The organism is Chitinibacter sp. SCUT-21 (assembly GCA_041874755.1).
Lineage (GTDB): Bacteria > Pseudomonadota > Gammaproteobacteria > Burkholderiales > Chitinibacteraceae > Chitinibacter.
The window spans coordinates 2,156,003-2,178,534 of sequence record CP102611.1 but is presented as its reverse complement, the minus strand read 5'-3'; the positions used below and the strand labels follow the sequence as shown (position 1 = coordinate 2,178,534).

At 49.9% G+C, this 22,532-nt stretch carries 18 protein-coding genes and 1 pseudogene; 11 read left to right on the top strand and 8 right to left on the bottom strand.

Going from position 1 to position 22,532, the window contains the following annotated elements:
• Positions 1-107 precede the first annotated feature (107 nt).
• The gene (locus NT239_10165; GenBank protein XGA70155.1) at positions 108-2,828 is read left to right on the top strand and encodes a methyl-accepting chemotaxis protein; all 2,721 of its coding nucleotides are present in this window, start codon (positions 108-110) and stop codon (positions 2,826-2,828) included.
• 88 nt (positions 2,829-2,916) lie between these two features.
• Here the strand turns inward: NT239_10165 and NT239_10160 are convergent, their stop codons facing one another.
• From NT239_10160 to pyrE, 3 genes are all read right to left on the bottom strand, one after another.
• Positions 2,917-3,687 (bottom strand): ROK family protein, encoded by a 771-nt coding sequence (locus tag NT239_10160; protein ID XGA70154.1) that lies wholly within the window; start codon positions 3,685-3,687, stop codon positions 2,917-2,919.
• A gap of 78 nt (positions 3,688-3,765) precedes the next feature.
• A complete protein-coding gene (locus NT239_10155; GenBank protein ID XGA70153.1) occupies positions 3,766-4,353 on the bottom strand; it encodes a DUF4124 domain-containing protein in 588 nt (195 codons plus the stop codon).
• Between the two features lie 5 nt (positions 4,354-4,358).
• Positions 4,359-5,006, bottom strand: a complete 648-nt coding sequence (gene pyrE, locus NT239_10150; GenBank protein ID XGA70152.1) for an orotate phosphoribosyltransferase — start codon at positions 5,004-5,006, stop codon at positions 4,359-4,361.
• Between the two features lie 69 nt (positions 5,007-5,075).
• On the opposite strand from pyrE, the gene NT239_10145 reads away from it, so the two are divergent.
• On the top strand, positions 5,076-5,846 hold the full coding sequence (locus tag NT239_10145) for an exodeoxyribonuclease III (protein XGA70151.1): 771 nt from the start codon (positions 5,076-5,078) through the stop codon (positions 5,844-5,846).
• Positions 5,847-5,905: 59 nt separating this feature from the next.
• Positions 5,906-7,168, top strand: coding sequence for an MFS transporter (locus NT239_10140; protein ID XGA70150.1), 1,263 nt, complete (start codon positions 5,906-5,908; stop codon positions 7,166-7,168).
• Here NT239_10140 and NT239_10135 read toward each other — a convergent pair.
• Together NT239_10135 and NT239_10130 are read right to left on the bottom strand one after the other, a co-directional pair.
• Positions 7,165-7,524, bottom strand: a complete 360-nt coding sequence (locus NT239_10135; protein XGA70149.1) for a GIY-YIG nuclease family protein — start codon at positions 7,522-7,524, stop codon at positions 7,165-7,167. The two genes, NT239_10140 and NT239_10135, sit on opposite strands and share 4 nt — an antisense overlap.
• 90 nt (positions 7,525-7,614) lie before the next feature.
• Positions 7,615-7,962, bottom strand: a complete 348-nt coding sequence (locus tag NT239_10130; GenBank protein ID XGA70148.1) for a BON domain-containing protein — start codon at positions 7,960-7,962, stop codon at positions 7,615-7,617.
• Between the two features lie 219 nt (positions 7,963-8,181).
• On the opposite strand from NT239_10130, the gene nudC reads away from it, so the two are divergent.
• Entirely contained in the window at positions 8,182-9,006 is an 825-nt protein-coding gene (gene nudC, locus NT239_10125; protein XGA70147.1) for an NAD(+) diphosphatase, read from the top strand.
• Positions 9,007-9,044: 38 nt separating this feature from the next.
• Here nudC and NT239_10120 read toward each other — a convergent pair whose 3' ends face one another.
• On the bottom strand, positions 9,045-10,205 hold the full coding sequence (locus NT239_10120; protein ID XGA70146.1) for a benzoate/H(+) symporter BenE family transporter: 1,161 nt from the start codon (positions 10,203-10,205) through the stop codon (positions 9,045-9,047).
• Positions 10,206-10,496: 291 nt separating this feature from the next.
• Between NT239_10120 and NT239_10115 the strand changes: the two genes are divergently transcribed.
• Both NT239_10115 and NT239_10110 read left to right on the top strand, forming a co-directional pair.
• Entirely contained in the window at positions 10,497-11,402 is a 906-nt protein-coding gene (locus tag NT239_10115; GenBank protein XGA70145.1) for a DMT family transporter, read from the top strand.
• A 184-nt stretch (positions 11,403-11,586) separates the two neighbouring features.
• Positions 11,587-12,321 carry a chemotaxis protein CheB gene (locus NT239_10110; protein ID XGA70144.1) on the top strand — a complete coding sequence of 245 codons (735 nt, stop codon included), beginning with the start codon at positions 11,587-11,589 and terminating at the stop codon, positions 12,319-12,321.
• A 34-nt stretch (positions 12,322-12,355) separates the two neighbouring features.
• Here the strand turns inward: NT239_10110 and NT239_10105 are convergent, their stop codons facing one another.
• A complete protein-coding gene (locus tag NT239_10105) occupies positions 12,356-13,984 on the bottom strand; it encodes a methyl-accepting chemotaxis protein (GenBank protein ID XGA70143.1) in 1,629 nt (542 codons plus the stop codon).
• Positions 13,985-14,463: 479 nt separating this feature from the next.
• Between NT239_10105 and NT239_10100 the strand changes: the two are divergent.
• The 4 genes and pseudogenes from NT239_10100 (at position 14,464) to NT239_10085 (ending at position 18,630) form a co-directional block, all read left to right on the top strand.
• Positions 14,464-14,661: pseudogene (locus NT239_10100) on the top strand (acyltransferase).
• Position 14,662: 1 nt separating this feature from the next.
• Positions 14,663-15,625 (top strand): hypothetical protein, encoded by a 963-nt coding sequence (locus NT239_10095; protein ID XGA70142.1) that lies wholly within the window; start codon positions 14,663-14,665, stop codon positions 15,623-15,625.
• A 27-nt stretch (positions 15,626-15,652) separates the two neighbouring features.
• A complete protein-coding gene (locus tag NT239_10090; protein ID XGA70141.1) occupies positions 15,653-16,693 on the top strand; it encodes an MliC family protein in 1,041 nt (346 codons plus the stop codon).
• Positions 16,694-17,034: 341 nt separating this feature from the next.
• Positions 17,035-18,630 carry an ABC transporter substrate-binding protein gene (locus NT239_10085; GenBank protein ID XGA70140.1) on the top strand — a complete coding sequence of 532 codons (1,596 nt, stop codon included), beginning with the start codon at positions 17,035-17,037 and terminating at the stop codon, positions 18,628-18,630.
• Positions 18,631-19,531: 901 nt separating this feature from the next.
• On the opposite strand, the gene NT239_10080 is transcribed toward NT239_10085, so the two are convergent.
• Positions 19,532-19,816: a hypothetical protein gene (locus tag NT239_10080; GenBank protein XGA70139.1), complete on the bottom strand. Its 285-nt coding sequence runs from the start codon at positions 19,814-19,816 to the stop codon at positions 19,532-19,534.
• On the opposite strand from NT239_10080, the gene NT239_10075 reads away from it, so the two are divergent.
• Positions 19,797-22,526, top strand: a complete 2,730-nt coding sequence (locus tag NT239_10075) for an ImpA family metalloprotease (GenBank protein XGA70138.1) — start codon at positions 19,797-19,799, stop codon at positions 22,524-22,526. The genes NT239_10080 and NT239_10075 overlap by 20 nt on opposite strands.
• The last annotated feature ends 6 nt before the right edge of the window (positions 22,527-22,532 follow it).

Here is a 22,532-nt window from a genome sequence, read left to right as displayed (position 1 = left end):
CTCATACTCACCATGAAATTTTCAGTTAGCGCAGCAAACTTGCTCTACAGTAATAAGAACCGTTTTTATATGAGGGATGAAGTGTGTTCAACGTCGCTACCCGCCTCATGGCACAGTTAAGATACCCGAAAAAATTCCTAATTGTTTCAGTACTTTTTGCCGCTCCTACCCTTGTTTTACTATTTTTTGTCTGGTTTGCTGCAATAGATGATATCGCCTTTGCCAAGCAAGAGCGGCGTGGGGTGGAATTGCTAAAACACCTCTATCCACTCTGGGTTAGCAGCCTAGATACACCCGCGGCAGGCTCAAGCCCGAGCTCAATCCATTTAAAAGCGCTTCAGCAGAGCAATGCCGAAGTTGGCGAGGATTTGCAAGTAGCGAAAGAAGTAACGGCCGTCGCATTGCAACTTGAATCGACCAGCTCAAGCGCAACCGACTCTGTGAGCAGCAAGCTATTTGATTTAATCGCCCAAATTAATGACAACTCCAATTTGATCCTAGATCCGGAAACCGCCAGCTATTATGTTGGCGACCTCACCATCGGAAAACTACCTAGCCTCGTCAATGATTTAACTCAGGCGCAACTGCAGATTGAACAAGGACAGTTTAATGAGCAAAAAACTCAGCTCATCTTATTAACGGCACCTGATCGGCTCAATGCAACTCGCCAACAAATCGAGAGCGCCATTCGTAAAGTAAACGGAAGCGAGCCTGCCGTTGCCATGCAATTGCAAAGTGCATTTCAAATCCTTTCTCAGCAGCTCGAGCAATATAGCGCGCAATATCAACGACAAATTGTTCAACCATTACAAAGTCAGCAGCTACCGACCCCAAATCAGGGCGAACTTAAACGGCGGCGCACCGCAGTAATTGAGGCAGCCAATCAGCTGAGCAATCTGGGCTATGAACAACTTGATTTATTACTCAAGCAACGCATTGAGGGGCGGCGAATTAAATTACTCGTGGCCTTCTCGACCGCCCTCATCGCTTTTTTAAGCGCCGCATGGTTATTAACTGGTTTTTATCTCTCTACGCAGCGAAATTTACAACGGCTAAAAACGGCATTTCAAAATGTCGCAGACGGAGATTTTTCAATCCCGCAAGCGCTGTCGGGCAATGATGAGCTGACTGAACTCAACGTCGGCTTAGGACGACTTGTGGAAAACTTGCGTGACTTTAGTGCTGAACAAATCAATATGGCAAATGCCCATGAAAATGGTGATATTCATTGCATTATGAATAGCGAACGATTTAGCGGAGGCTATCGAGAAATGGTTGAGCGTGTTAACGAGCTCGTTCGCTCGCACACGGGCATTCAAATGAAAATGGTGGCGCTCACTAGCCTATATACCCAAGGTGAGTACAGCCTGCATATGGATAGTATGAAAGGCTTAAAAGCAATGATTTCAACCGAAATCGATCATGTTCGAGAGCGGATGGAATTAGCTGCATCAGAAGCGGAATTTACACTCAGAGTAAAACAAGCACTTGATCAAGTCTCCACTCCGGTGCAAATCGCTGATGAGCAAGGCAAAATTATGTATTACAACCTCGCTTGCAAAGCCCGTTTTGCGCAACATGCCGGCTTAAATAACGTTAGCGACTTATTACACACTCGCTTAAATTCCTTGCTACAGCACGCCAATCAATTACAAGGCATGGTCAAACACACACGCAGTGCGGATGTACGCCTTGGTACAGGCACATACACGGTGACGCTCAGCCCAATTCTTGATACCGAAGAAAAGATCGTCGGGCAAGTGGTTGAATGGCAAGACCGCACCGATGAACTAGCAACCGCGAACGAAATTGCAACCTTGGTCAATCGCGCAGCCAATGGCGATTTATCAGGCCGCATCGATTTAACCGGGAAAACCGGCTTTTTTGCCGAACTTGGGCAAAACCTGAATCAATTATTAAACACCAATGAACAGGGTCTTTCCGACATTAATCAAATCTTAGCCGCTTTGGCCCGTGGCGATTTAACACAAGAAATGACCGGTCAACGCAAAGGGATATTTGACGAGTTACAGCAAAATGCGAACACCACGATTAGCCAACTGAGCCAAATTATTGCTGAGATTCGTGGCGCATCTAGTGCGGTGGCCGACAGCGTCAATTCCTTAGTTGGTGGCAATACCGAACTGACTGAACGCAGCCATCGACAAGCAGAAGCATCGAAAAAGACAGCCCAAACTGCCGCCAAAATCAGCGCAATGGTGAAAAGCAACGCAGAAACTACGGCATCAGCCAGCCAATTGGCCAGTACCGCCTCGAAACAAGCGAATGCTGGGCGTGAAACCATGGATCAAGTGACCAATGCAATGGCTAGGTTGACGCAAAGCGCGCGTCAAATTGCGGACATCACCAGTCTAATCGATGGCATTGCCTTTCAAACCAATATTCTGGCACTCAATGCCGCCGTAGAAGCAGCTCGGGCGGGTGATTCGGGTCGTGGCTTTGCTGTCGTTGCCGCAGAGGTACGAAATCTAGCGCAACGTTCAGCCAGTGCCGCTAAAGACATCAAAACCCTTATAGATGCCTCTGTTACCGAGATTCATCAAGGCCATCAGTTGGCGACACAATCCGCAACCCAAGTCCATGATGTCGTCAATCAGGTTCGTAGCCTTACCGATATGCTGAAGGAAATTGACCATGCATCACGCGAACAAAGCATGGGCGTGAATGAAATGAGTCAATCGATTGCGGCCATTGATACGGATGTGCAAGAAAACAGAGCGCTCTCGAATCGACTATCGCAAAACTCGAGCGAAATGATGTCACAAACTCAGCGACTTGATTCGGCAGTCTCGGTATTTCAAACCTAAACACAATAAAAAAGGCCCGTAAAGACGGGCCTTCTACCATGTATACGCTGTAAATCCAAATCAAACAATACCTACAGCAATATACCCTCTAAATATCAAAGGCCTTTGCCGCTTCTAAAGCTGCACCGACAATACCAGCTTCATTTTTCAAAGTGGCCGCAACCAATTCAAAGCGCAGGTTTTTCATCTCGGGTATGAATTTTTCGGCCTTTTTACTCACGCCACCGCCGATAATCACTAAATCAGGCGAAAACAAGAGCTGAAGGTGTTCAAGATACGCATTCAAACGCGGATTGAACTCTTTCCAGCTCATATCCTTGTCTTCTTTGACCTTAGCCGAGCAGTATTTTTCGGCAATCATGTCTTTCGGGAAAATCAGGTGACCAAATTCGGTATTCGTGATCAGTTTGCCATCAACAATCAGCGCGCTACCAATCCCTGTACCCAAAGTAATAACGATGATTTTACCGCCACGACCTTTGGCTGCGCCAAATGCGACTTCAGCCGCGCCCGCGGCATCCGCATCGTTCAATACGATTAATGGCAAGCCAGTGGCATCGGCCAAGATTGATTGCGCAGGAGCATTAATCCAGCTTTGATCGACGTTAGCCGCCGACAGCGTTACGCCATTGTGCACAATCGCAGGAAAAGTGCAGCCAACAGGGCCTTGCCACTGAAAGTGCTCTACGATTTGCTTTACAACCTTGCCTACTGCCTCGGGTGTAGCAGGCTTGGGGGTTTCGATGCGATGACGCTCAGCCACCAATTCACCGGTATCGACATTGACTGGTGCACCTTTGATACCGGTGCCGCCAATGTCAATGCCCAAAACAATACGAGAAGCGTTTACAGTCGTCATAATGAATTCATCAAAAAAGATTTAGCTTGAGTTTGCCAGCAACAGACTTGCTTACCAACACGTTAAAACCCGTATAGCTTAATTGGGCTGAACCTGACGCAACTGAATCAATCGCGCTTTATCCGCTTCCGCTTTTTCTTTAATTTTGGCCACGTCCTGGTCCTGACGTGCTAATGATTCATTAATCGCCTTAATCTCTTCTCGATTTAGATCAAGTTCTGTTTGTAAATCGCTTGGAATTGGCTTTTTCGCTTTGGTATGACGCTCGGCCTGCTGATTTAATTTGTTTTGGCGTTCTTGCAATGTTTGTAGACGTAGCCGATTCGTTTGTTGCGCAGCAGCTACGGCTTCAATTTGGCGATCGCGCAGTAGATCGACCTCTTCAGGCTTTGAAAAAGACTGCAATAAAGCGCGATCTTTGCGACGCTGTTCAATTTCTTTTTGCTTACGCGCTTGTTCGGCGGAACGCTCAGCCTCGCTCATCGAGCTACTCGCATTGCGTACCCGCGCTTGCTTATCCAATTCGGTAATACCGCCTTTAAACTGCCCTGCGGGTGGCTTATCACTGTATTGCACTTTGCCGGTTTCATCGACCCAGCGATAAACAGCCGCGTGCGAAAAAGAGGCAGTACTGACGAGCAAAAGATAGAAAAGCCACTGACGCATTGTAATTAACCCTGTTCAATACCGTACTGAGCACGGTAATTTTGTACTTTGGCCAGATTTTCGGTCATCCCTTCTTGATCAGCAAGGAAACTGAGTAAATCTTGCAAAGATGCAATAGGAATAACTGGGATACCAAACTGCTGCTCAACTTCTTGCACGGCAGACAGCTGGCCTTGACCACGCTCCATCCGATCTAATGCAATCAAAACACCCGCTGGCTCAGCACCCGCCGCGCGGATCATATTCACCGATTCACGCACCGATGTTCCCGCAGAAATCACATCATCAATAATCATCACGCGGCCTTTCAGCGGCGCACCCACTAATACACCACCCTCGCCGTGATCTTTTGCTTCCTTGCGATTAAATACAAACGGCACATTGTGGCCCGCGTTGGCCAGTGCAACAGCAGTTGCCGAGGCAAGCACAATGCCTTTATAGGCAGGTCCAAACAGCACATCAAATTCAACTTTAGACGCTAACGCCGCTTGCGCATAAAAACGCGCTAATTCACCGACCGACGTACCGTCGCTAAACAGCCCAGCATTAAAGAAGTACGGCGAGTTACGGCCCGCTTTGGTGATAAAATCGCCGAAACAGAGCACTTTCTGCTCAACGGCAAAGCGGATGAAATCTTGACGGAAGTTGGTCATGGGCGTAGTCCTAAAGCTTTATTTCACAATAACCGTAAGCATAGCATTGATTGAACAAGGATACGCCGCGTGCGCATTATTTCTGCCAATTTGAATGGGATTCGTTCCGCTACGACCAAGGGCTTTTTCAACTGGCTAGCGAGCCAAAACGCCGACGTGATTGGCGTACAAGAATTAAAAGCGCAAGCAGCAGATATCAAGCCGGAACATACGCCCGCTGAGTTTCATGCTTATTTTCATTACGCCGAAAAGAAAGGTTACAGCGGTGTTGGGCTGTACTGCCGCCGCCCAGCCGACGAAGTGATTACGGGGCTCGGCATTGAAGACATCGATGCTGAAGGGCGTTATTTGGAAGTGCGCTTTGGCAATTTATCAATTGTTTCACTTTATTTACCGTCAGGCTCGTCGTCGGAAGAGCGGCAAGATGTGAAATTTAGTTTTCTCGAGCGCTTCTGGCCGCGCCTGAATGAGCTGCGCGAATCGGGCCGCGACGTCATCATCATGGGCGACTGGAATATCGCGCACAATGAGATCGATCTGAAAAACTGGAAAGGCAATCTGAAAAATTCGGGTTTTCTACCCGAAGAGCGCGCATGGTTCACGCAATTACTTGAGAGCGGTTGGGTTGATACCTGGCGCACGCTCTATCCAGAAATCCCCGGTTACACGTGGTGGAGCAATCGCGGCCAAGCCTACGCCAAAGACGTCGGTTGGCGCATTGATTACCAAATCGCCACGCCAGCGCTGGCAGCCAAAGCTACGGCGGCCAGCATTTATAAAGATGAAAAGTTTTCCGATCACGCACCATTGATTGTCGATTACGACTATCCCTTGGCATAAATACATAGCGCTGTATCGCCCTGTAAAACAGATCCAACAATACCCAGAGCAATATACCCATGAATTTGAATAATTACCTCGCGGTATTTAGTAACCGCCGTATCGCCGCGGCGATGTTTTTGGGCTTTGCCTCGGGCTTGCCGCTGGCGCTCACCGGCTCAACGCTGCAAGCGTGGCTGTCCGACGCAGGTCTGGATATTAAAACGATTGCGTGGTTTACCTTGGTCGGGCAACCATATACATGGAAATTCCTGTGGTCGCCGCTGATTGATCGTTTTCCAATGCCGTTTCTCGGCCGTCGTCGTGGCTGGATTTTGCTGGCACAGTTGGCACTCGCAGGTACGATTGCCGCGATGGGCGGCTTGGACCCACAAACGCATTTGGCGACTTTTGCCGTGCTAGCGCTATTGGTCGCGTTTTTCTCGGCGACGCAAGACGTGGTCATCGACGCGTATCGAACCGAAACGCTGCACCAAAACGAGCGCGGCGCGGGCGCTGCGGTCGGCGTTTTTGGCTATCGAATGGCGATGCTGACCTCGGGTGCGCTGGCGCTGATTTTGGCAGATGGTTTGCTCACTTGGCAGCAAACCTATTGGGTGATGGCGGCGCTGATGGCTGGCATGGCACTGGTGACTTTACTGTCGCCCGAGCCAGAAGTGCAACACCAAGCGCCTAAGTCGCTACGCGAAGCAATTATCGAGCCGCTGCATGAGTTTTTTAGCCGTGACGGGGCAATTTTATTATTGGTACTGGTCGTAGCGTACAAACTGGGCGACGCGTTTGCCGGCAGCTTATCGACCAAATTCCTGCTCGATATGGGCTACGTGAAAACGCAAATTGGCTCGGCCAATAAAGTGTTTGGCATGATCGCGACCATCATTGGCGGCTTTGCTGGCGCGGTGTTGATGGTGCGCTGGGGCTTATTTCGATCGCTTCTGGTATTCGGCGTGCTGCAAGCAATGACCAATTTGGGTTACTGGCTAATCGCGCTGCACGGCGCACCGAGTGTGCCGCTGCTGTATCTTGCGATCGGAGGCGAGAATTTAGCGGGCGGCATGGGTACGACGGCCATCGTTGCGCTATTAATGAGCCTGTGCAATCCACGCTTTACCGCAACGCAATTTGCGCTGCTCTCCGCCTTGGCCGCTTTTGGCCGCGTTTATGTCGGCCCTGCTTCGGGTTATTTGGTTGTCGCGCTCGGTTGGGCGGATTTCTTTTTCTTCTCGATGCTGGTCGCGTGGCCGGGGCTGGCCTTGGTTTGGTATTTGCGCAAAACACTGCGTGCGCTGGACGCCCCCAAGGATATCCCGCTCGACGATTAAACGGCTAACTCAGATGCATCGCCAGGTATAGCTTCAGCAGCATTATTTGGCGAGGCTATCAACCATATACCATCTGCATCACAGTAAAATCGCTCGGCTAATGCTGCCGTTTCACCCGCAATCAAGCGGCGCTTTGCCGCAACAGAGAGTTGCTTGATCGCGTATTCCAGCTTTTGCGCCACGCTGCGATTAGCGCATTTTAAGATCAGAGCAATCGACTCAGGCGGATGCGCGCGGGTGTATTTCGCCCCTTTGCCCGCTTGATGCGCAGCAAAACGTTTGGCGACATCGACCGCGACGCCGGTGTAGAGGCTGCCATCTTGGCAATTCAAAAGATAAACATACCAAGGCTGCATACTCTTCACGGCACAGGCTGAAAAATCATTGCGTCACAATAACAAAAAGCCTCGCACCGCGGCGAGGCTTTTTTCCGAGTTAAGCAGTGCTTAGTTCTTCGGCATAATATTGTTAAAGACATACTGCACGCCTTTCACTTCTTGGGCAATCATCCCCGCTTGTGCCATTTGCTCACCGATTTCAACACTGCCATCGATGGTCACATCCACTTTGCTTGGATTTTTCTTATCGTTTGCGCCTGTTACTTTCAGATCAAAAGGTTTTAAACTTGCATCGGCATCCAGAGCCGCTTTCACCGTCGCAGCCACTGCTGCCGCATCGGCCACAACAACTTTTGGCGCTTCAGGTGCAGCGGCTTTTTTCTCAGCCATTGAGCTGCAAGCAGTTGATAAAACGGCAACCGTCAACAGGGTTGCAATCAGCTTAATTTGTTTCATGGCTTCACTCATCTGTAATAATCGAGGTTATCAGCCCTGTCAGCTCGGGCTTTTATTGCATTGATTTTATGAGCCAAAGATTACAAATACATTTATATTTGATGACGTTTTTATTTAGCCTCCAACAAATTTACCCCGGGTTTTTAAGTAAACTGAAAACAGTGGTGGATTCGCCGCCACTCATGCAAAATGACGCTATTTAAGGCATAAGGCCTTTTCATGTTGCCCACTGCATTCACGCCCTTGCACAAGCAAGAAGGGTATCTAGATGAAAATCATATTCTAATTGCCCTGCATGGCAATACCCTTATTCTTGAGCATGGCAATCTGGCCAGCATCAGAACTCTCCAAACTCTTCCTACACCCAGCTACCAGATCACACTGGGCCAACTTGAATCACAAAAAGTCCAAATGGTCGTTTGGCCAGAATCGACACAGCTGCCGCCAACACTAAACACCATGGAGTTACGCGCCAGCTACGAATTAATTGGCGAAACAAATTGGCTGCTGGCTGGCCGTGCGAGCCAGATCGCTACGTTTTACCGCACGCATCGCTTTTGTGGCCTTTGCGGCGCAGCAACCCAAGCGCTCGAGACAGAAGCCGCATGTGAATGCACGAGCTGCGGCCATCGCGTCTGGCCGCGCATTTCACCCGCCGTGATGGTGCTGATTCGCCGCGCCGGCGAGCGCGGCGAAGAACTACTCTTGGCGCGTTCGCCGCATTTTCGCGCTGGTATGTATAGCGCGGTGGCTGGTTTTGTCGAACCAGGTGAGAGTTTGGAGCAATGCGCGCACCGTGAAGTACTCGAAGAAGTCGGCGTTAAAATCCAAAACCTGCGCTGGTTCGCCAGCCAAAGCTGGGCTTTTCCACATTCGCTGATGCTGGCGTTTGTCGCCGATTACCAATCGGGCGAGATCGTGTGCCAAGAGGGTGAAATCGAAGATGCGCAATGGTTTGCGCTCGATGTACTCCCCGATTTACCAAGCGCATACAGTTTGGCGCATCGCCTGATTGATGCCGCGCTCAAAGGCCAACTCGCTTAAAACTATCAAAAATTGGCGGGGAATTTTGGCTTTAGTGCCTAGCCCTTGCGCAGCACCAGCGTAGCAATCGTTCCCGCCACTAAGCCCCAAAAAGCCGAGCCAATACTGAACAAAGTGACACCCGAGGCGGTGACGACAAAAGTGATGATCGCGGCTTCCCGGTGTGCTTCTTCACGCACCGCCAGCGCTAAGCCATTGCCGATGATATTGAGCAAGGCCAATCCTGCCACCACTAGCACCAGCTCTTTCGGAAAAGCAGCCAACAGCGCCGCAACGGTGGCGCCAAACAAGCCAATTAGTAGATAAAACACGCCGGCAGCCATCGCTGCAATGTAGCGTTTATTGGCATCTTCATGCGCATCTTTACCCATGCAAATGGCGGCGGTAATTGCCGCCAAATTAATCGCAAAGGTGCCAAATGGCGCCAGCACCACGGTGGTCAATCCGGTCCAGCCGATGATCGGCGAGATCGGTGGCCGATAGCCATTGGCGTGTAACACGGTAACGCCTGGCACATTTTGCGAAGCCATCGTCACCAAAAACAAAGGTAAGGCGACGCTGGCGATACTTTGCCAACTCAAGCTTGGCGTAACCCAAACTGGCGCAGCCAGCTCGAGATTAATACCCCCAAGGTGTAATTGCCCCTGGATCCCAGCTATCAATAGCCCAACGAGCAATACCCCAAGAATGGCGTAGCGCTGCAGATAGCGCCGTAATCCCAGATACGTCGCCAGCATCCCCAAGGCCAAGAGCAATTGTGTTTGCAGCGAAGTGAAGGCAGCAAAGCCAAAGCGCAGTAATACCCCCGCGAGCATCGCCGACGCTAAGGCCATTGGAATGCGCTTCATCGCGCGCTCAAACCAGCCGCTGACACCCGCCAGCATCATCAGTGCACCCGACAGCATAAATGCGCCAATCGCTTCAGGCATACTGACGCCAGCCACACTGGTTACCAAAAGCGCAGCGCCCGGCGTCGACCACGCAGTGACGACGGGGACACGATAACGTAACGACAAGCCGATACAGGTCAACCCCATAGCGATACTGAGCGACCACATCCACGACGCAGTTTGCTCAGGCGTCGCATGCAGGGCTTGCGCCGCTTGAAACACAATCACCGCTGAGCTGGTAAACCCTACCAGCACAGTAATCAACCCCGCCAGCACGGCCGACAGCGAAAAGTCATTCACTATGCGCATCGCATTCCCCAAAAAGAGCGGCTATTCTGGCAACTTTACTTACTTGCGGCAAATACACCCCCGATCATAACAAATGGTTACAGTTAATCCGATTGACGGCTTACACATGCAGAATGCATTATCAAAGGATGAAAGCCCATAGCACCTATATTCTTGCCCTTCACGCCCATGCAGCAGCATGGTTGCTAGTCGCGCCTGCGCGCTAGCGATAGCCTATTGCTTTCGTTACCGCGGATCCTTCCACCGCGGTTGGCGATCCCTCCTCGGTGGCTATTCCACTAAAGGAGTTTCATGATGTTGCAGCGCCTCACTACTCGTTTTAGCCAATTTCAAATTGGGGTATTTCTAGCGATCTTTGCCGCGACTGGATTTGCCGCCAAAGCCATTTTCGTCAAACTGGCTTATCGACATGGCGTTGATGCCATTACGTTAGTAACGATGCGGATGATTGTAGCTTTGGCGCTATTACAGGTGATCAGGCTATGGCGCACTGAGCATGGCGAGAAACTAACTCACCCCCAAAAATGGGCGCTCTTGGGGCTTGGGCTACTCGGTTATTTCCTATCAAGTACGCTCGATTTTATTGGTCTGCAATCGGTAAGCGCGAGCCTAGAGCGCCTCATCCTTTGCCTGTACCCTACTTTTACCGTGCTGTTTAGTTTTGCTATTTTTGGTACTCCAATATCTCGGCGCGTCAAAAAGGCATTACCCCTCACCTACGGTGGGATGGCGCTGGTTTTGTTGCCTGACTTGGCGCACGCGAAAGCCGATTGGGTTGGGGTGACATTTGTTGTGGCAAGCACCCTCTGTTTTGCGCTGTATATGAGCCTGAGCCCCACAGTTATTCAACAGGTGGGCTCAATGCGCTTTACCGAATTGGCCTTAACTGTCTCGAGCTTGGCGATGTTTGCGCAATATCTCACACTACGCCCTATCGAGACACTACTTAAGCAAGGCGCGGCAGTATGGGCCTACGCGCTATTGATGGGAGTGTTTTCAACCATATTGCCCATTTATGCCACCAATGCAGCCCTGCAGCGAATCGGAGCCAGCCGCACGGCGCTACTTGGTAGCTTTGGCCCCGTACTGACGATCATTTTTAGCTTGGGTATTTTGGGCGAATACCTCACCCCAGTCCAATGGTTAGGGGCGGCGATTGTACTGTTCGGGATTTGGATTGTTAGTAAAAAAGAATAACCATTATTGAGTTAATGACGCGCAGGTGAAACGTATCTCACTTCTGCGCACTGACAAACAGTCTGCTATGACAAGAAGTAGTCATGCGATTCAATTTTTAGCAATTCACGGCGAAGCTTTATCCATACTCACTCTGCCAGTTCAGCATATTCTGTGGGTTTGACGCCGCATAATGGGAGTTAATGTGACATATTCAGGCTTAGCGGCGCAGCTTAGTGCACGCGCGGCACCGGCAGCAAGCACATCTCATCCCAGCGGCTCAGTGCAGGCGAGTCTGCTAGAGCGAATGGATTCGGCCAAGCTCAATGCCGATGCGATTATGCCCGCCCCGAACCCCTCGCAACGTATTCCGCCTACGGCGCGAGTCATCGCGATTGGTTCGTCAACAGGTGGCACACAAGCGCTCGAGGTGATTCTGCCGAAGCTTAAAAAGACCTGTGCCGGGATTGTCATCGTTCAACACATGCCGGAAAAATACACCACCAGCTTTGCCAACCGCCTAAATAGCTTGTGTGAAATTGAGGTCAGAGAGGCACGCAGCCATGATCGGGTTGAAGCAGGCCTTGCGCTAATTGCTCCGGGTGGCCGTCATTTAGTATTGCGGCGCAACGGCATGCAATATTTTGTTGATGTCCTACAAGGACCGATGATTAATCGTCACCGTCCTTCGGTCGATTTACTTTTCCGCTCAGTAGCCTGTGCCGCCGGACGCAACGGCGTTGGCTATATTTTGACCGGAATGGGCGACGATGGCGCAAAGGGCTTGAAAGAGATGCTGGAGATGGGCGCAAAAACTTTTGCCCAAAATGAATCAAGTTGCGTCGTGTTTGGCATGCCCAAAGAGGCCATTAGCCAAGGCGCAACGCGCGATATTTTGCCACTAGACCAAATCGCCGCATCAATTAGCCAGTTTCGCTAAGCATCCGCTGGCGATTCAAGTCTCGACATCTCACTTAACGCATTTTAAATCGCAATACCGTTTGCGATAATTGGCTCGACATTGATTCGAGCTGCGTAATCGAATCAACCATATTGCGCACGGCTAAGGAATTTTCCTCCGCCATTTGCGCTATTTGTTCGACATTGACCGCTAAATCACGCGCGGCCATTCTTTGCTCCTGAACTTGCTCGCTGATCCCTGAAACCGATTGGACTACCTCTGTGCTACTGTCGTTGATTAAACCAATGCTATTGCTAGCTTGCGTAGCCAAATTAAGCCCATCGTTCACCCGACGCGACCCGTTGCTCATTTTTATCACCGCCTCTTGAGCGCTACCTTGAATCGCACTAACCATCGCAGTAATTTGCGATGCAGATTGAGTAGTGCGTTCAGCCAATTTGCGCACCTCGTCAGCCACGACAGCAAAACCTCTGCCCATATCCCCTGCGCGGGCGGCTTCGATTGCAGCATTGAGGGCTAGCAAATTGGTCTGGTCAGCGACATCTTTAATCACCACCACAATGCTGCCAATTTCTTCAATACTGCGGCCTAACTCACCAATTTGTGCCGCAGCACTGCTCACTTCACTTGAAATGGCCTGCATTTCATTGGCCGCAGCAATTACATCACCACTACCCGTTTTAGCCAATGATCCTGCGCTGCGAGCTTTTTGCTCAACTTCAACGGAGTTGTGCGCGACCTGATCCATACTAACGCTCATTTCTTCAACCGAGGCCGCCATATTGCTAGCAGATTCGGACTGAGTGTCGGTGCCGGTATGAATTTGTTGCGAAGCCTCACTCAAAGTGCGCGCTGCGCTCGCAACCGCATGGGCGTTGTCACTAATTTGGCCAATAATTTGCGTCAGGTTATCTTGCATTTTCTTCAACGAAGTCAACAAAATGCCAATTTCGTCGGAGCCAAGTTGTTGGTTTTGCCAGTTATGCGTTAAATCACCTGCCGCGATTTTCTCCGCAACGTCGTTCGCTGCCCGCAAAGAATTGATCACTTGATTGCCAATAAACCAAGCCAACAATAGCCCCACTACAATCGCAATTGCGGCGACAATTAAAATAATGCTGGAAGCCGCTGCAGAGCTTGCACTGACATGCCCTTTTCCAGCCTCCATGCCCTGCCCTTGCAATTGCACTAATTTAATCACGGCATCGCGGTAGGCGTTACTAACTGGAGCATAAGTATTGCTAATAAAGGCGGCGCCCGTTGTGCGATCAAGTTGAAATTGACTCACCAGCGTTTTTTTCTGCTTGTCCATCGCCTCATTCAGCGTCAAGATTTGCTGCAGTTGCTGCTGCGATTGCGCATCCAACTTCATACCTTTGAGTTTTGTGAGCAACGCTTCTTCTGTTTGCCCTAGCGTAATGAGCTTTTTCAGCTCTTTATCCATCTCGTCATAATCTTCGGCCAACGTCGCGTTGCGAAAGAGTAAATCTGTTTCGTAGGCCACCGTAATCAGCTCATTGGCAGCCACCGCGGAAGGGTAGCGCTCGCCAACTAGTTCATTAATCTTGCCTTTCACCGTGGCCAAGCCCACCATCGCCGCCATTGTGACTACCACAAGCAAAATCAACACCAAACCGAAACCGGCCATCAAGCGTGTTTTAACACCCCAGTTTTTCATCATTGGCTTACCCTCTATGGTGAAATTCACCAATTCTTACGCTAGTTGCTAGCATATACTGTATTGGCTCGATTATACGACACATTAGACTTCTCTTATACGAGGTGAGTATGTCAGACCTAATTCGTAAGTTCGCTTTTGAAGATATTGGTAAACGTGATTTTTCAAACGAGCGGGAGCTTATTCAACAATATAATGCATTGGTGTACGATCAAGCCGACGAACGTCAACGTTTACTCAAACAAATTTTTGCCCAAGCCGATGAAGTGACCATCAACGGGAAACTCAATATTGTCGGTGGGCAACTCATCAGCTTGGGGCGCAAAGTATTTATTAACGTTGATGTAGAGATTGCCGCTGCTGCGCCGATTACGATTGGTCATCACACCTTAATTAGTCCGCACGTTAAAATTCAAACCGGCACGCACCCAGTCGATCCCACCGAGCGCCAGCAATGGGCTTTTTGGGCCAAACCAATCACGATTGGATCAAATGTTTGGATCGGGTTAGGTGCGATTATTTGTCCTGGCGTCACCATTGGTGATCATTGTGTCATTGGAGCGGGCAGCGTGGTTACACGCGATATTCCGCCTTGCTCACTGGCCGTGGGTAATCCAGCCCAAGTCGTGCGGCAACTAACACCGCCTGACGAAACTACTCTTTACGCGAAAAATCCCTAATATGTTTTCTGCGATCAAAAAGCTATTTAGTAAAGCAGCGGAGCAACCTCGTGCCCCTGCCGAGTTGGTTGATTTCCTCGTTGAAATTGCCAACCCAAATATAAAATTGGCACGTAAATATCAAGAGCGCTTATCGCCGTATGTCTACTGGGCGCAAAGCCATGCGGCTCAATTTACTACTCAATGGCCAGAGCCGATCGCATTAAATACCGAAAATTGGCGTCATCAGCGCATCTTGCAATTGCTGTTTGCCACACCCGCCCGGATGGGCGAACTAATTGGCCAAAATCCCGGTTTGCACCAATGGTTCGCACTTAACCCCTTTGTGGATGAATGCTTTGTCGTTTTCACGGCTGATTCGCGCCAGAAAATGCGTTACGGCATGGTGGAAGAGGGCGGCCAAATTCGGCAGGATGTGCCCCAGCAAGTATTGCAATTTGCCGGCTATCGCGTCCATACCCCAGCAGGAACCTGCGCTGAACTCATCCAAGCAGGGCCACGGCGCATTTTGGAAATCGTTGCTGCGCAAACCAATATTCGAATCAATGCCCTTGATGAAGAAAAAGCCCGCCTTGATTCTGAACTATTGAATGCACGCACCATGTTGCGCATGGCGAAGCCCCATACACCGGAGTATCAGCATCAACACGCCCGAATTCAGGATTTGACTCAATCGCTACAAGAATGCAATGTCGCACGCGGCCCAGATGGGCTATGTGAGTTATTTATCACCGAATTAGCCGCTACGCCCGATATTCTTACTTTAGAAAAACACATGATGACGGTTGATTCGATGGGCATTATCGCTAGCGGTCTAGGCGACGAAATGCCCATCGAGATCAGCGAATTAGTGCTGCAAAGCCAGCAAAACGTGCGCAAACTCATGTTAATCTTGCAGGTACCACGTAGTTTGCTACAAGCACCGTCTACTCCCGCCACCTTTAATGGCGAAGCGCGTTTTTAGCACTTTGCCGCATTGGATTGCATTTGCATGAAAACAATCGTATTTCTCACTGGCTTAGTTGTGAGCAGCCTGGCACTGGCTCAGAACGATTTCAATGTTACTTTTCGCTGTACTAGCGGCGAAATCTTTCAAGTTCAAAGCGCAGGCCAGCAAACAGTCGTGCTACAACGCGGTTTGTATCAACCCGTTGATGGCCCTACTCGTTTAACACTGGAACAAGTCATTAGCGCATCCGGCGCCAAATACAGTAATGGTGAATACAGTGTATGGCTCAAAGGCGATGAGGCTTTATTGCTTCGCGGGGAACAACAAATCGCTCACGGCTGTAGCGCATCGCGTGATAGCGAGCCATTAACTCCCATTCGCGATGCCTCTAGCGGCATCGTGTTTATTCCTCCTGAGCGCTGGCTCGCCAAAGACGTCAAACTCAGCGCGGTCGTCGGGTCAGACATCAAGCAATATACTAAACGCGCCACATATGAATTCACCTATAGCTTGCAAAATGCACAGGGCGAACGCTCTCCCTTGCTAACCTTCTGGGTCTTCCCACAAGGCGAATTTGCTAGAATTACCCCTGCAAGCAATAGCATATATTTGGGTAGCGATGGGCAGCGCGAATACTTGGCACAGATAGCGACCACCAGCAACTTTGTAGCGGATAGCGACGCAGCCCAACAATTCGCCCAACTTCGTAGCTCCGCCGATGAAGTGCGCCAAGCATTTTCAATGTATGGCGTCGTAATCAATCAGGCTGTCGAGACGGTGAGCGTCAAAGTCAATTGGTTGGACCGTGCTTTACGCCCGGGGAGTGAAGAGGTAATTGAGTTATATGTGCAAGAAAACGACAAACTCGGGGAATTAGTCGCTAGGCAGCGGCAAATATTGGACAAAGGCAATCCTAAGCCCGTCGTCCTACGATTTGATCCTGCAGCAATCAACCCAAAGTTACATTATGTTGTTCTTGCCAAACTCGTCCAAAATGGCCGCGTGATTATGAAAAGCCAACCTCAGCCGGTCTTAACACAAGGGCATGGGCGAGAGGCCAAACTAACACTGGGTAAAAAATAGCAGTATATCTCCACAAGCCTCACCAAGAATAAGGCTCATAGATATACCCAAAATAGTATAGCTATGAGCTCAGTCAATTCGTCTGCCTTAAAACATGCCCCAACACTAAACCACCAGCATACCGTACTGGACACCAACTGTTCATTTCCCATCTAGACCGGCAAATCCCGTTTTGGCATTGCAAGTGACGCATTCTCGAGCTATTTCAATTAAAGCTCTCAGCGAACGACCACAAGCCAATTGTGCGGGATAACCCGAATGTCAGATCGCTACCGCTACGTCTACGATTGGTAAGTCTAAGCAAAATAGCAAAGAGTGCGCCGCACTCCATGGAGAAAAAGATGACGTTGAAAATGCGTAAATTGGTGCTCGGTAGCACCATCGCCTTGATGGCGGGTACTGCAAGTGCTGCTGGTACTTTGATTTATTGCTCGGAAGGTAGCCCAGAGGGTTTTGACCCAGCACGCTATGTAACTGGTACCACGTTTGATGCTTCTGCTGAAACGATTTTTAACCGCTTGGTTGAGTTTACGCCTGGCTCAACGCAAATCCGCCCAGCTTTGGCTGAAAAATGGTCGGTGAGTGCAGACAACCTCACATACACTTTCAACCTGCGCAAAGGCGTGAAATTCCACACTACGTCGTACTTCAAACCAACACGCGATTTCAACGCTGACGACGTGATCTTTACGTTCAAACGCTTTACCGATAAAGATTTCGCCTTTAATAAAGCAGCGCCAACCGATTTCCCATATGCATCGGATATGGGCATGGATGCCAATATCGTTGCGGTTGAAAAAGTGGATGCCAATACCGTTCGCTTTAAGCTCAAATCAGTCGATGCGGCATTCTTGCAAAACTTAGCGATGTCATTCGCGTCAATCCAGTCAGCCGAATACGCAGACAGCTTGCTTAAAGCCGGTAAAGCCGCACAATTGAATACGCAACCTATCGGTACTGGTCCATTTGTATTCCGCTCTTACCAAAAAGACGCGAACATCCGTTTTGACGGCAATAAAGAATACTGGCGCAAGGGTGATGTGAAAGTCGACAAACTGATTTTCGCAATCACAACCGATGCCTCGGTTCGCTACCAAAAGCTGCAAAAAGGCGAGTGCCACGTGATGGCCTACCCAAAACCAGCTGATTTGAAAGCGATGCAAACCAATCCTAAGCTGACCGTGCCAACCCAAGCGGGCTTTAATACTGGTTGGTTGAGCTACAACGTGAAGCAAAAACCATTCGATAAGCTTGAAGTTCGCCAAGCACTTGATATGGCGATCAACAAAAAGTCGATCATCGATGCGGTATTCCAAGGCGCGGGCCAGCCAGCAACGAGCTTGTTCCCTCCTACGCAATGGTCGTACAACAAAAACCTGAAAGACGCGGCATTCAATCCAGCAAAAGCGAAAGAATTGCTGAAAAAAGCCGGCGTAGCTGAAGGCACTGAAGTCGCGCTGTGGGCAATGCCAGTACAACGCCCATACAACCCGAACGCCAAATTGATGGCCGAAATGATCCAGAACGACTGGTCTAAGATCGGCATCAAAGCCAAAATCGTGACTTACGAATGGGGTGAGTACATCAAACGCGCGAAAGCGGGTGAAGCGGGCGCAATCTTAATCGGCTGGACTGGTGACAATGGTGATCCAGACAACTGGGTTGGCCCGAACATGAGCTGCGAAGCAATTGGCGGTAGCAACTACGCTCAATGGTGCAATAAAGAGTTTGAAGCGTTGGTGGTGAAAGGTCGTACGACAATGAACCAAGCTGAACGCGTGAAGATCTACGAAAAAGCACAGACCATTATCAAGTCTGATTTGCCAATCACCACTATTGCTCACTCAACGGTTTACCAACCAATGCGCAAAGAAGTGCAAGGCTTCAAAATCAGCCCATTTGGTCTGAATTCGTTCTACGGTGTTAGCGTTAAATAATAACGTTACTACTTCAATAAAAAACCGGCGCGCAGCGTCGGTTTTTTTTCGTCTCTTCCAACGCAACAGTGATCTATTTCACTTCAATATGTAGGCAATTAGCCGTTCATACCATTTAAATATTAGCATTATCTAATTTTGTGTAAGATGCGCCATTTGGAAAACAAACAACTTACGTTGAAATTCTCATGCCATGCCAGCAACCGGATTCAGCTTAGTATAGCAAAAAACAATCTAGCTACCGATGCTACCCCCAAAATAAATCAATAAATTAGTACGCAAACATGATCCCCCTCCCTCCACAAAGATTGACCTGTGCAGCATTACTGTTGATATCCAATCTGGCATTAGCCGCCCCGCTATGGCAAAACAATGGCGCATATCAAATCAACGATATTGTGACCTTTGAGGGCCGTGATTACCAAGCACTCAAAAGCCACATTACAGCCCCAAGTTGGCTACCCAATCGCTCACCAAGCTTATGGCGGGAAATTGGTACCGCCAGTACCATCAGCGACACGAATCAAGCAATCCCAACTTTAGTCACTGCGCAAACCGCTACTGATAACACAAACCCATCCTCCTTCGAGGCTGCGCCAGCCATCGAGCAGCAGGCCGCTGACCAGGAATCAGTCAACCACCTAGTCACAACTAGCACACTAGCAAGCACAGTCAGTGAACTAACGGGTAGTGCAACCGCAAGCGTAATAACAACTCCTCAAGCAACCGCCACTCGGCTCCAGGTCAAGTCGAGCAATTATGGTGTAGCAATCACCCCCGTTACGGCGAGCTCCACTCCACCAGCTGTCATCATGAGTGTGGTACAAAAATGTGCGGCTACTTGGTCTGGCAGCTTACAGTACGCCACGGGTGCACAGGTATCATTTGCGGGGAAAAACTATCAAGCAAAAAATCCGAATGCGAATAAAAACCCAAAGCGGGTCAGCACGAATATTTTCAGCGATAAATATTGGAGAAAACGCAAGGACTCGAGAAACTGGATCGACTTAGGCCCCTGTAGCTCAGCCGATGGCGTTGCCACAGCTGGCCCGGCGACAAAACCGGGAAGCACACCAAGCCCGACTGCAGGTGCAAGTACGCCACCGATAACTAGCAGTACACCTAAACCCACAGTGAAACCAAGACCGATTGTAACAGCAATCCCTATGGTTACTGTGTCACCCATACCAGAACCGACCAATTCGCCGATAGTCAGCACCACCCCAACGCCGAGCAGTACACCCCACTCTGTCGTCACACAATCGCCAGACGATACGCCTGAGGCCACACCCAATCCCGGCAGCGGCATTAATCCGACACCAGCCCCAGTATCAGATCGGCTGGCGCAAGCGCTTGCCTTGGCGACTCAACGTGCCAGCAGCTATCAGCAACAACAATCGGCGGCGATTAATGATATTTATGGCGATAACAGCGTTAATTTAGCGCTGAATCACACCAAAAATAGTATTGAGATTTTCCGTTCCAACTCTATCTCGGCACAACCGTTAATCGTTGCCGATGATGGCAGTGGGATGGCGGCCATTTCGCAGTTTGGCGCTGGACGCGCACTGGCCTATGGCGCCAATGTCCTCAGCTGGATGGCGACGCAATCGCGCGAAACCCAGCATTTACCGTTTTTCACTCGCGCGTTTAATTGGGTTGTCACCGGCAAAGCGAGCGGACCGCTCCCTACGACCATTCGTTTTGCCACCGCCGGTTATGATGCACCTACGGTCAGCCGCTTTATTCAATTACTCGGCAAAACTCCGCTCGCCATTTCATGCGATTTGGTCGCGAGCAATAACACCTGCTGGCAAAACGCCGACGTACTGGTTTTTGGTGCAAGCGTCAAAGACGATCCGGCTCTGAGTGAACAAGTTCGCAAATATCAAGCGCAGGGCAAAGCGATTATTTATATGCATCCTAGCTGGGGCGACTCTGCAGGTGGGCGTAAAGTTGTGCAAGGCATAGGCATGGAGTTGGGCGGCTACCCCGGCAACTACTATGCTCCTACCGCTGGTTTTGCAGTCGGCGCAGATCGGACGGTGGCCGCTTCGATTCAGCGAGCAGATCAAATGGGGGCACTGATCAAGGCGTTGAATTTAATGGTGGGTAGTAATCCTAATTTCACCGTGAATTCAGAAACCGACGCCATAAATGCGATTTCACAGCTCCAAGATGAAATGGCATTAATGCAAAAACGGGGCATTAATATTTTTGCCGACAGCAGCACTGATTTGCACCGTTTGCTTATTGAATGGGCTGATTTATATCGCCCAACGGTTCAGTACGGCACCATTTCCCGCAGCACTCAGCCGGTCAAATTCCTCAACACTTTCGCGGCGGATTCATGGGTTGCCTATAACCGCAACTCAACTACAGTCAGCGCCAGTGGCCAAGGCGATTATATGCCTGCAGCCGCACAACAAATCCCTGTTAGCAGCACAGCTGAAACGATTGAAGTAACGATTGCACAAGGCTCGGGCATTACCGCAATTGGGCGCGGCGCTATTCCAGGCAAGCCGGTGTATATCGAGGTGGTCGATAAAGCCGAGGCGGGCCAATTATTTGTGCAAACCAGCTATGTACGCGCTTATGGCAATCCGCTAACCGACAATGAAAGCCAAGGCTATAAACGCCCACGGGAACCACAATCCTTCCCGATTCCGCTTGAAAACGGTGTAGAGAACAGCTTTATCACGCCATTTGGCGGGCCATTAATGCTGAGATATAGCGGTGCAACCGCGGGGCAAAGCATTACTTTACGCATCCGTGGTGCGGCCAAATACGCACATTTTGACTTTACCAAACCGCAAAGTGACGCCGACATTGCCGAAGCAGTCGCGGCGCTAAATCGAGGTGATTTTGGTTGGCAAACGTCCAAATTCGTTGGCGGTGAGATTCAACAAACCATCGCGTATGCCAAAAAAGCCATGGGGAATGAAGACCCGCGCAAAGTGATTGTGGACCAAGTCAAAGGTAGTCTGTTTGACTCGAATCACATTGCCAACGGCTACAACAATATGCCAATGAGCAACAATGTATCGGTGTTGTGTACCCAATTTGGCTGGGATTGTAGCGGCCCCATCCATCGTGCGCCGGGCGTGCAGCATTTCATTGGTTGGATCGCAGCTTGTGGTTTCTTGTGTTCGGGCAATCCTTCCGATGGTTTTTCGGGAATCGGCGGCACTGGCTGGGGTCATGCGCATGAACTGGGACATAACACAGTACAAAGGGTGATGCGCATTACCTTTAACGGCAAAGGTTGCGTGGTCGAATGCGATAACAATATTCTGGCCAGCATCCAAATGATGCGCCAATTTAAAACGCTGGGTGTCGATACCGGCCATGCCACTGATCATCCTGGCTTATATCAGCGCATAGTGACGAACCGCAATAGCGGAACCAGTGGCGATACGCAGCTTTTGCAGATGCAAGAAAGCTTGTGGGATATGAACAAAGGGCAAGACCCAATGCGGGCCGTTCACTTCCAGTTGGCCTTCCTATTTACCAAATACCGCGCTTTAGAGGCGATTCCAAGCATGGAAGCCAGCCTGGATTACTTCACGCTGCTGACCAAAGGCGATCGACTCGTCGCCCGCGCTTGGGATGCCAATAGCAAAGACAAATACGCAATGGGTCTGTTTAGCAATAACACCATCAGCAACCCAGATCTGCTGTATGTGTTGAGCTCCAAAATCATCGGCAAAGATTTGCGCAAGATCTTTGCGATGTACGGTATGAGCGTTTCTGCCACCGCGCTCGATTCGGTCGCGGCGCTGGGCTTGCCGATTTTGCCTGAGGAGTTTTATGCCCTTGCCAAAGGCAAGCATAATCAGCCTACAACAGGTCAATGGCTCAATTTGGCCAACCAAACGCCCACTTATCCATTTTAATTATCC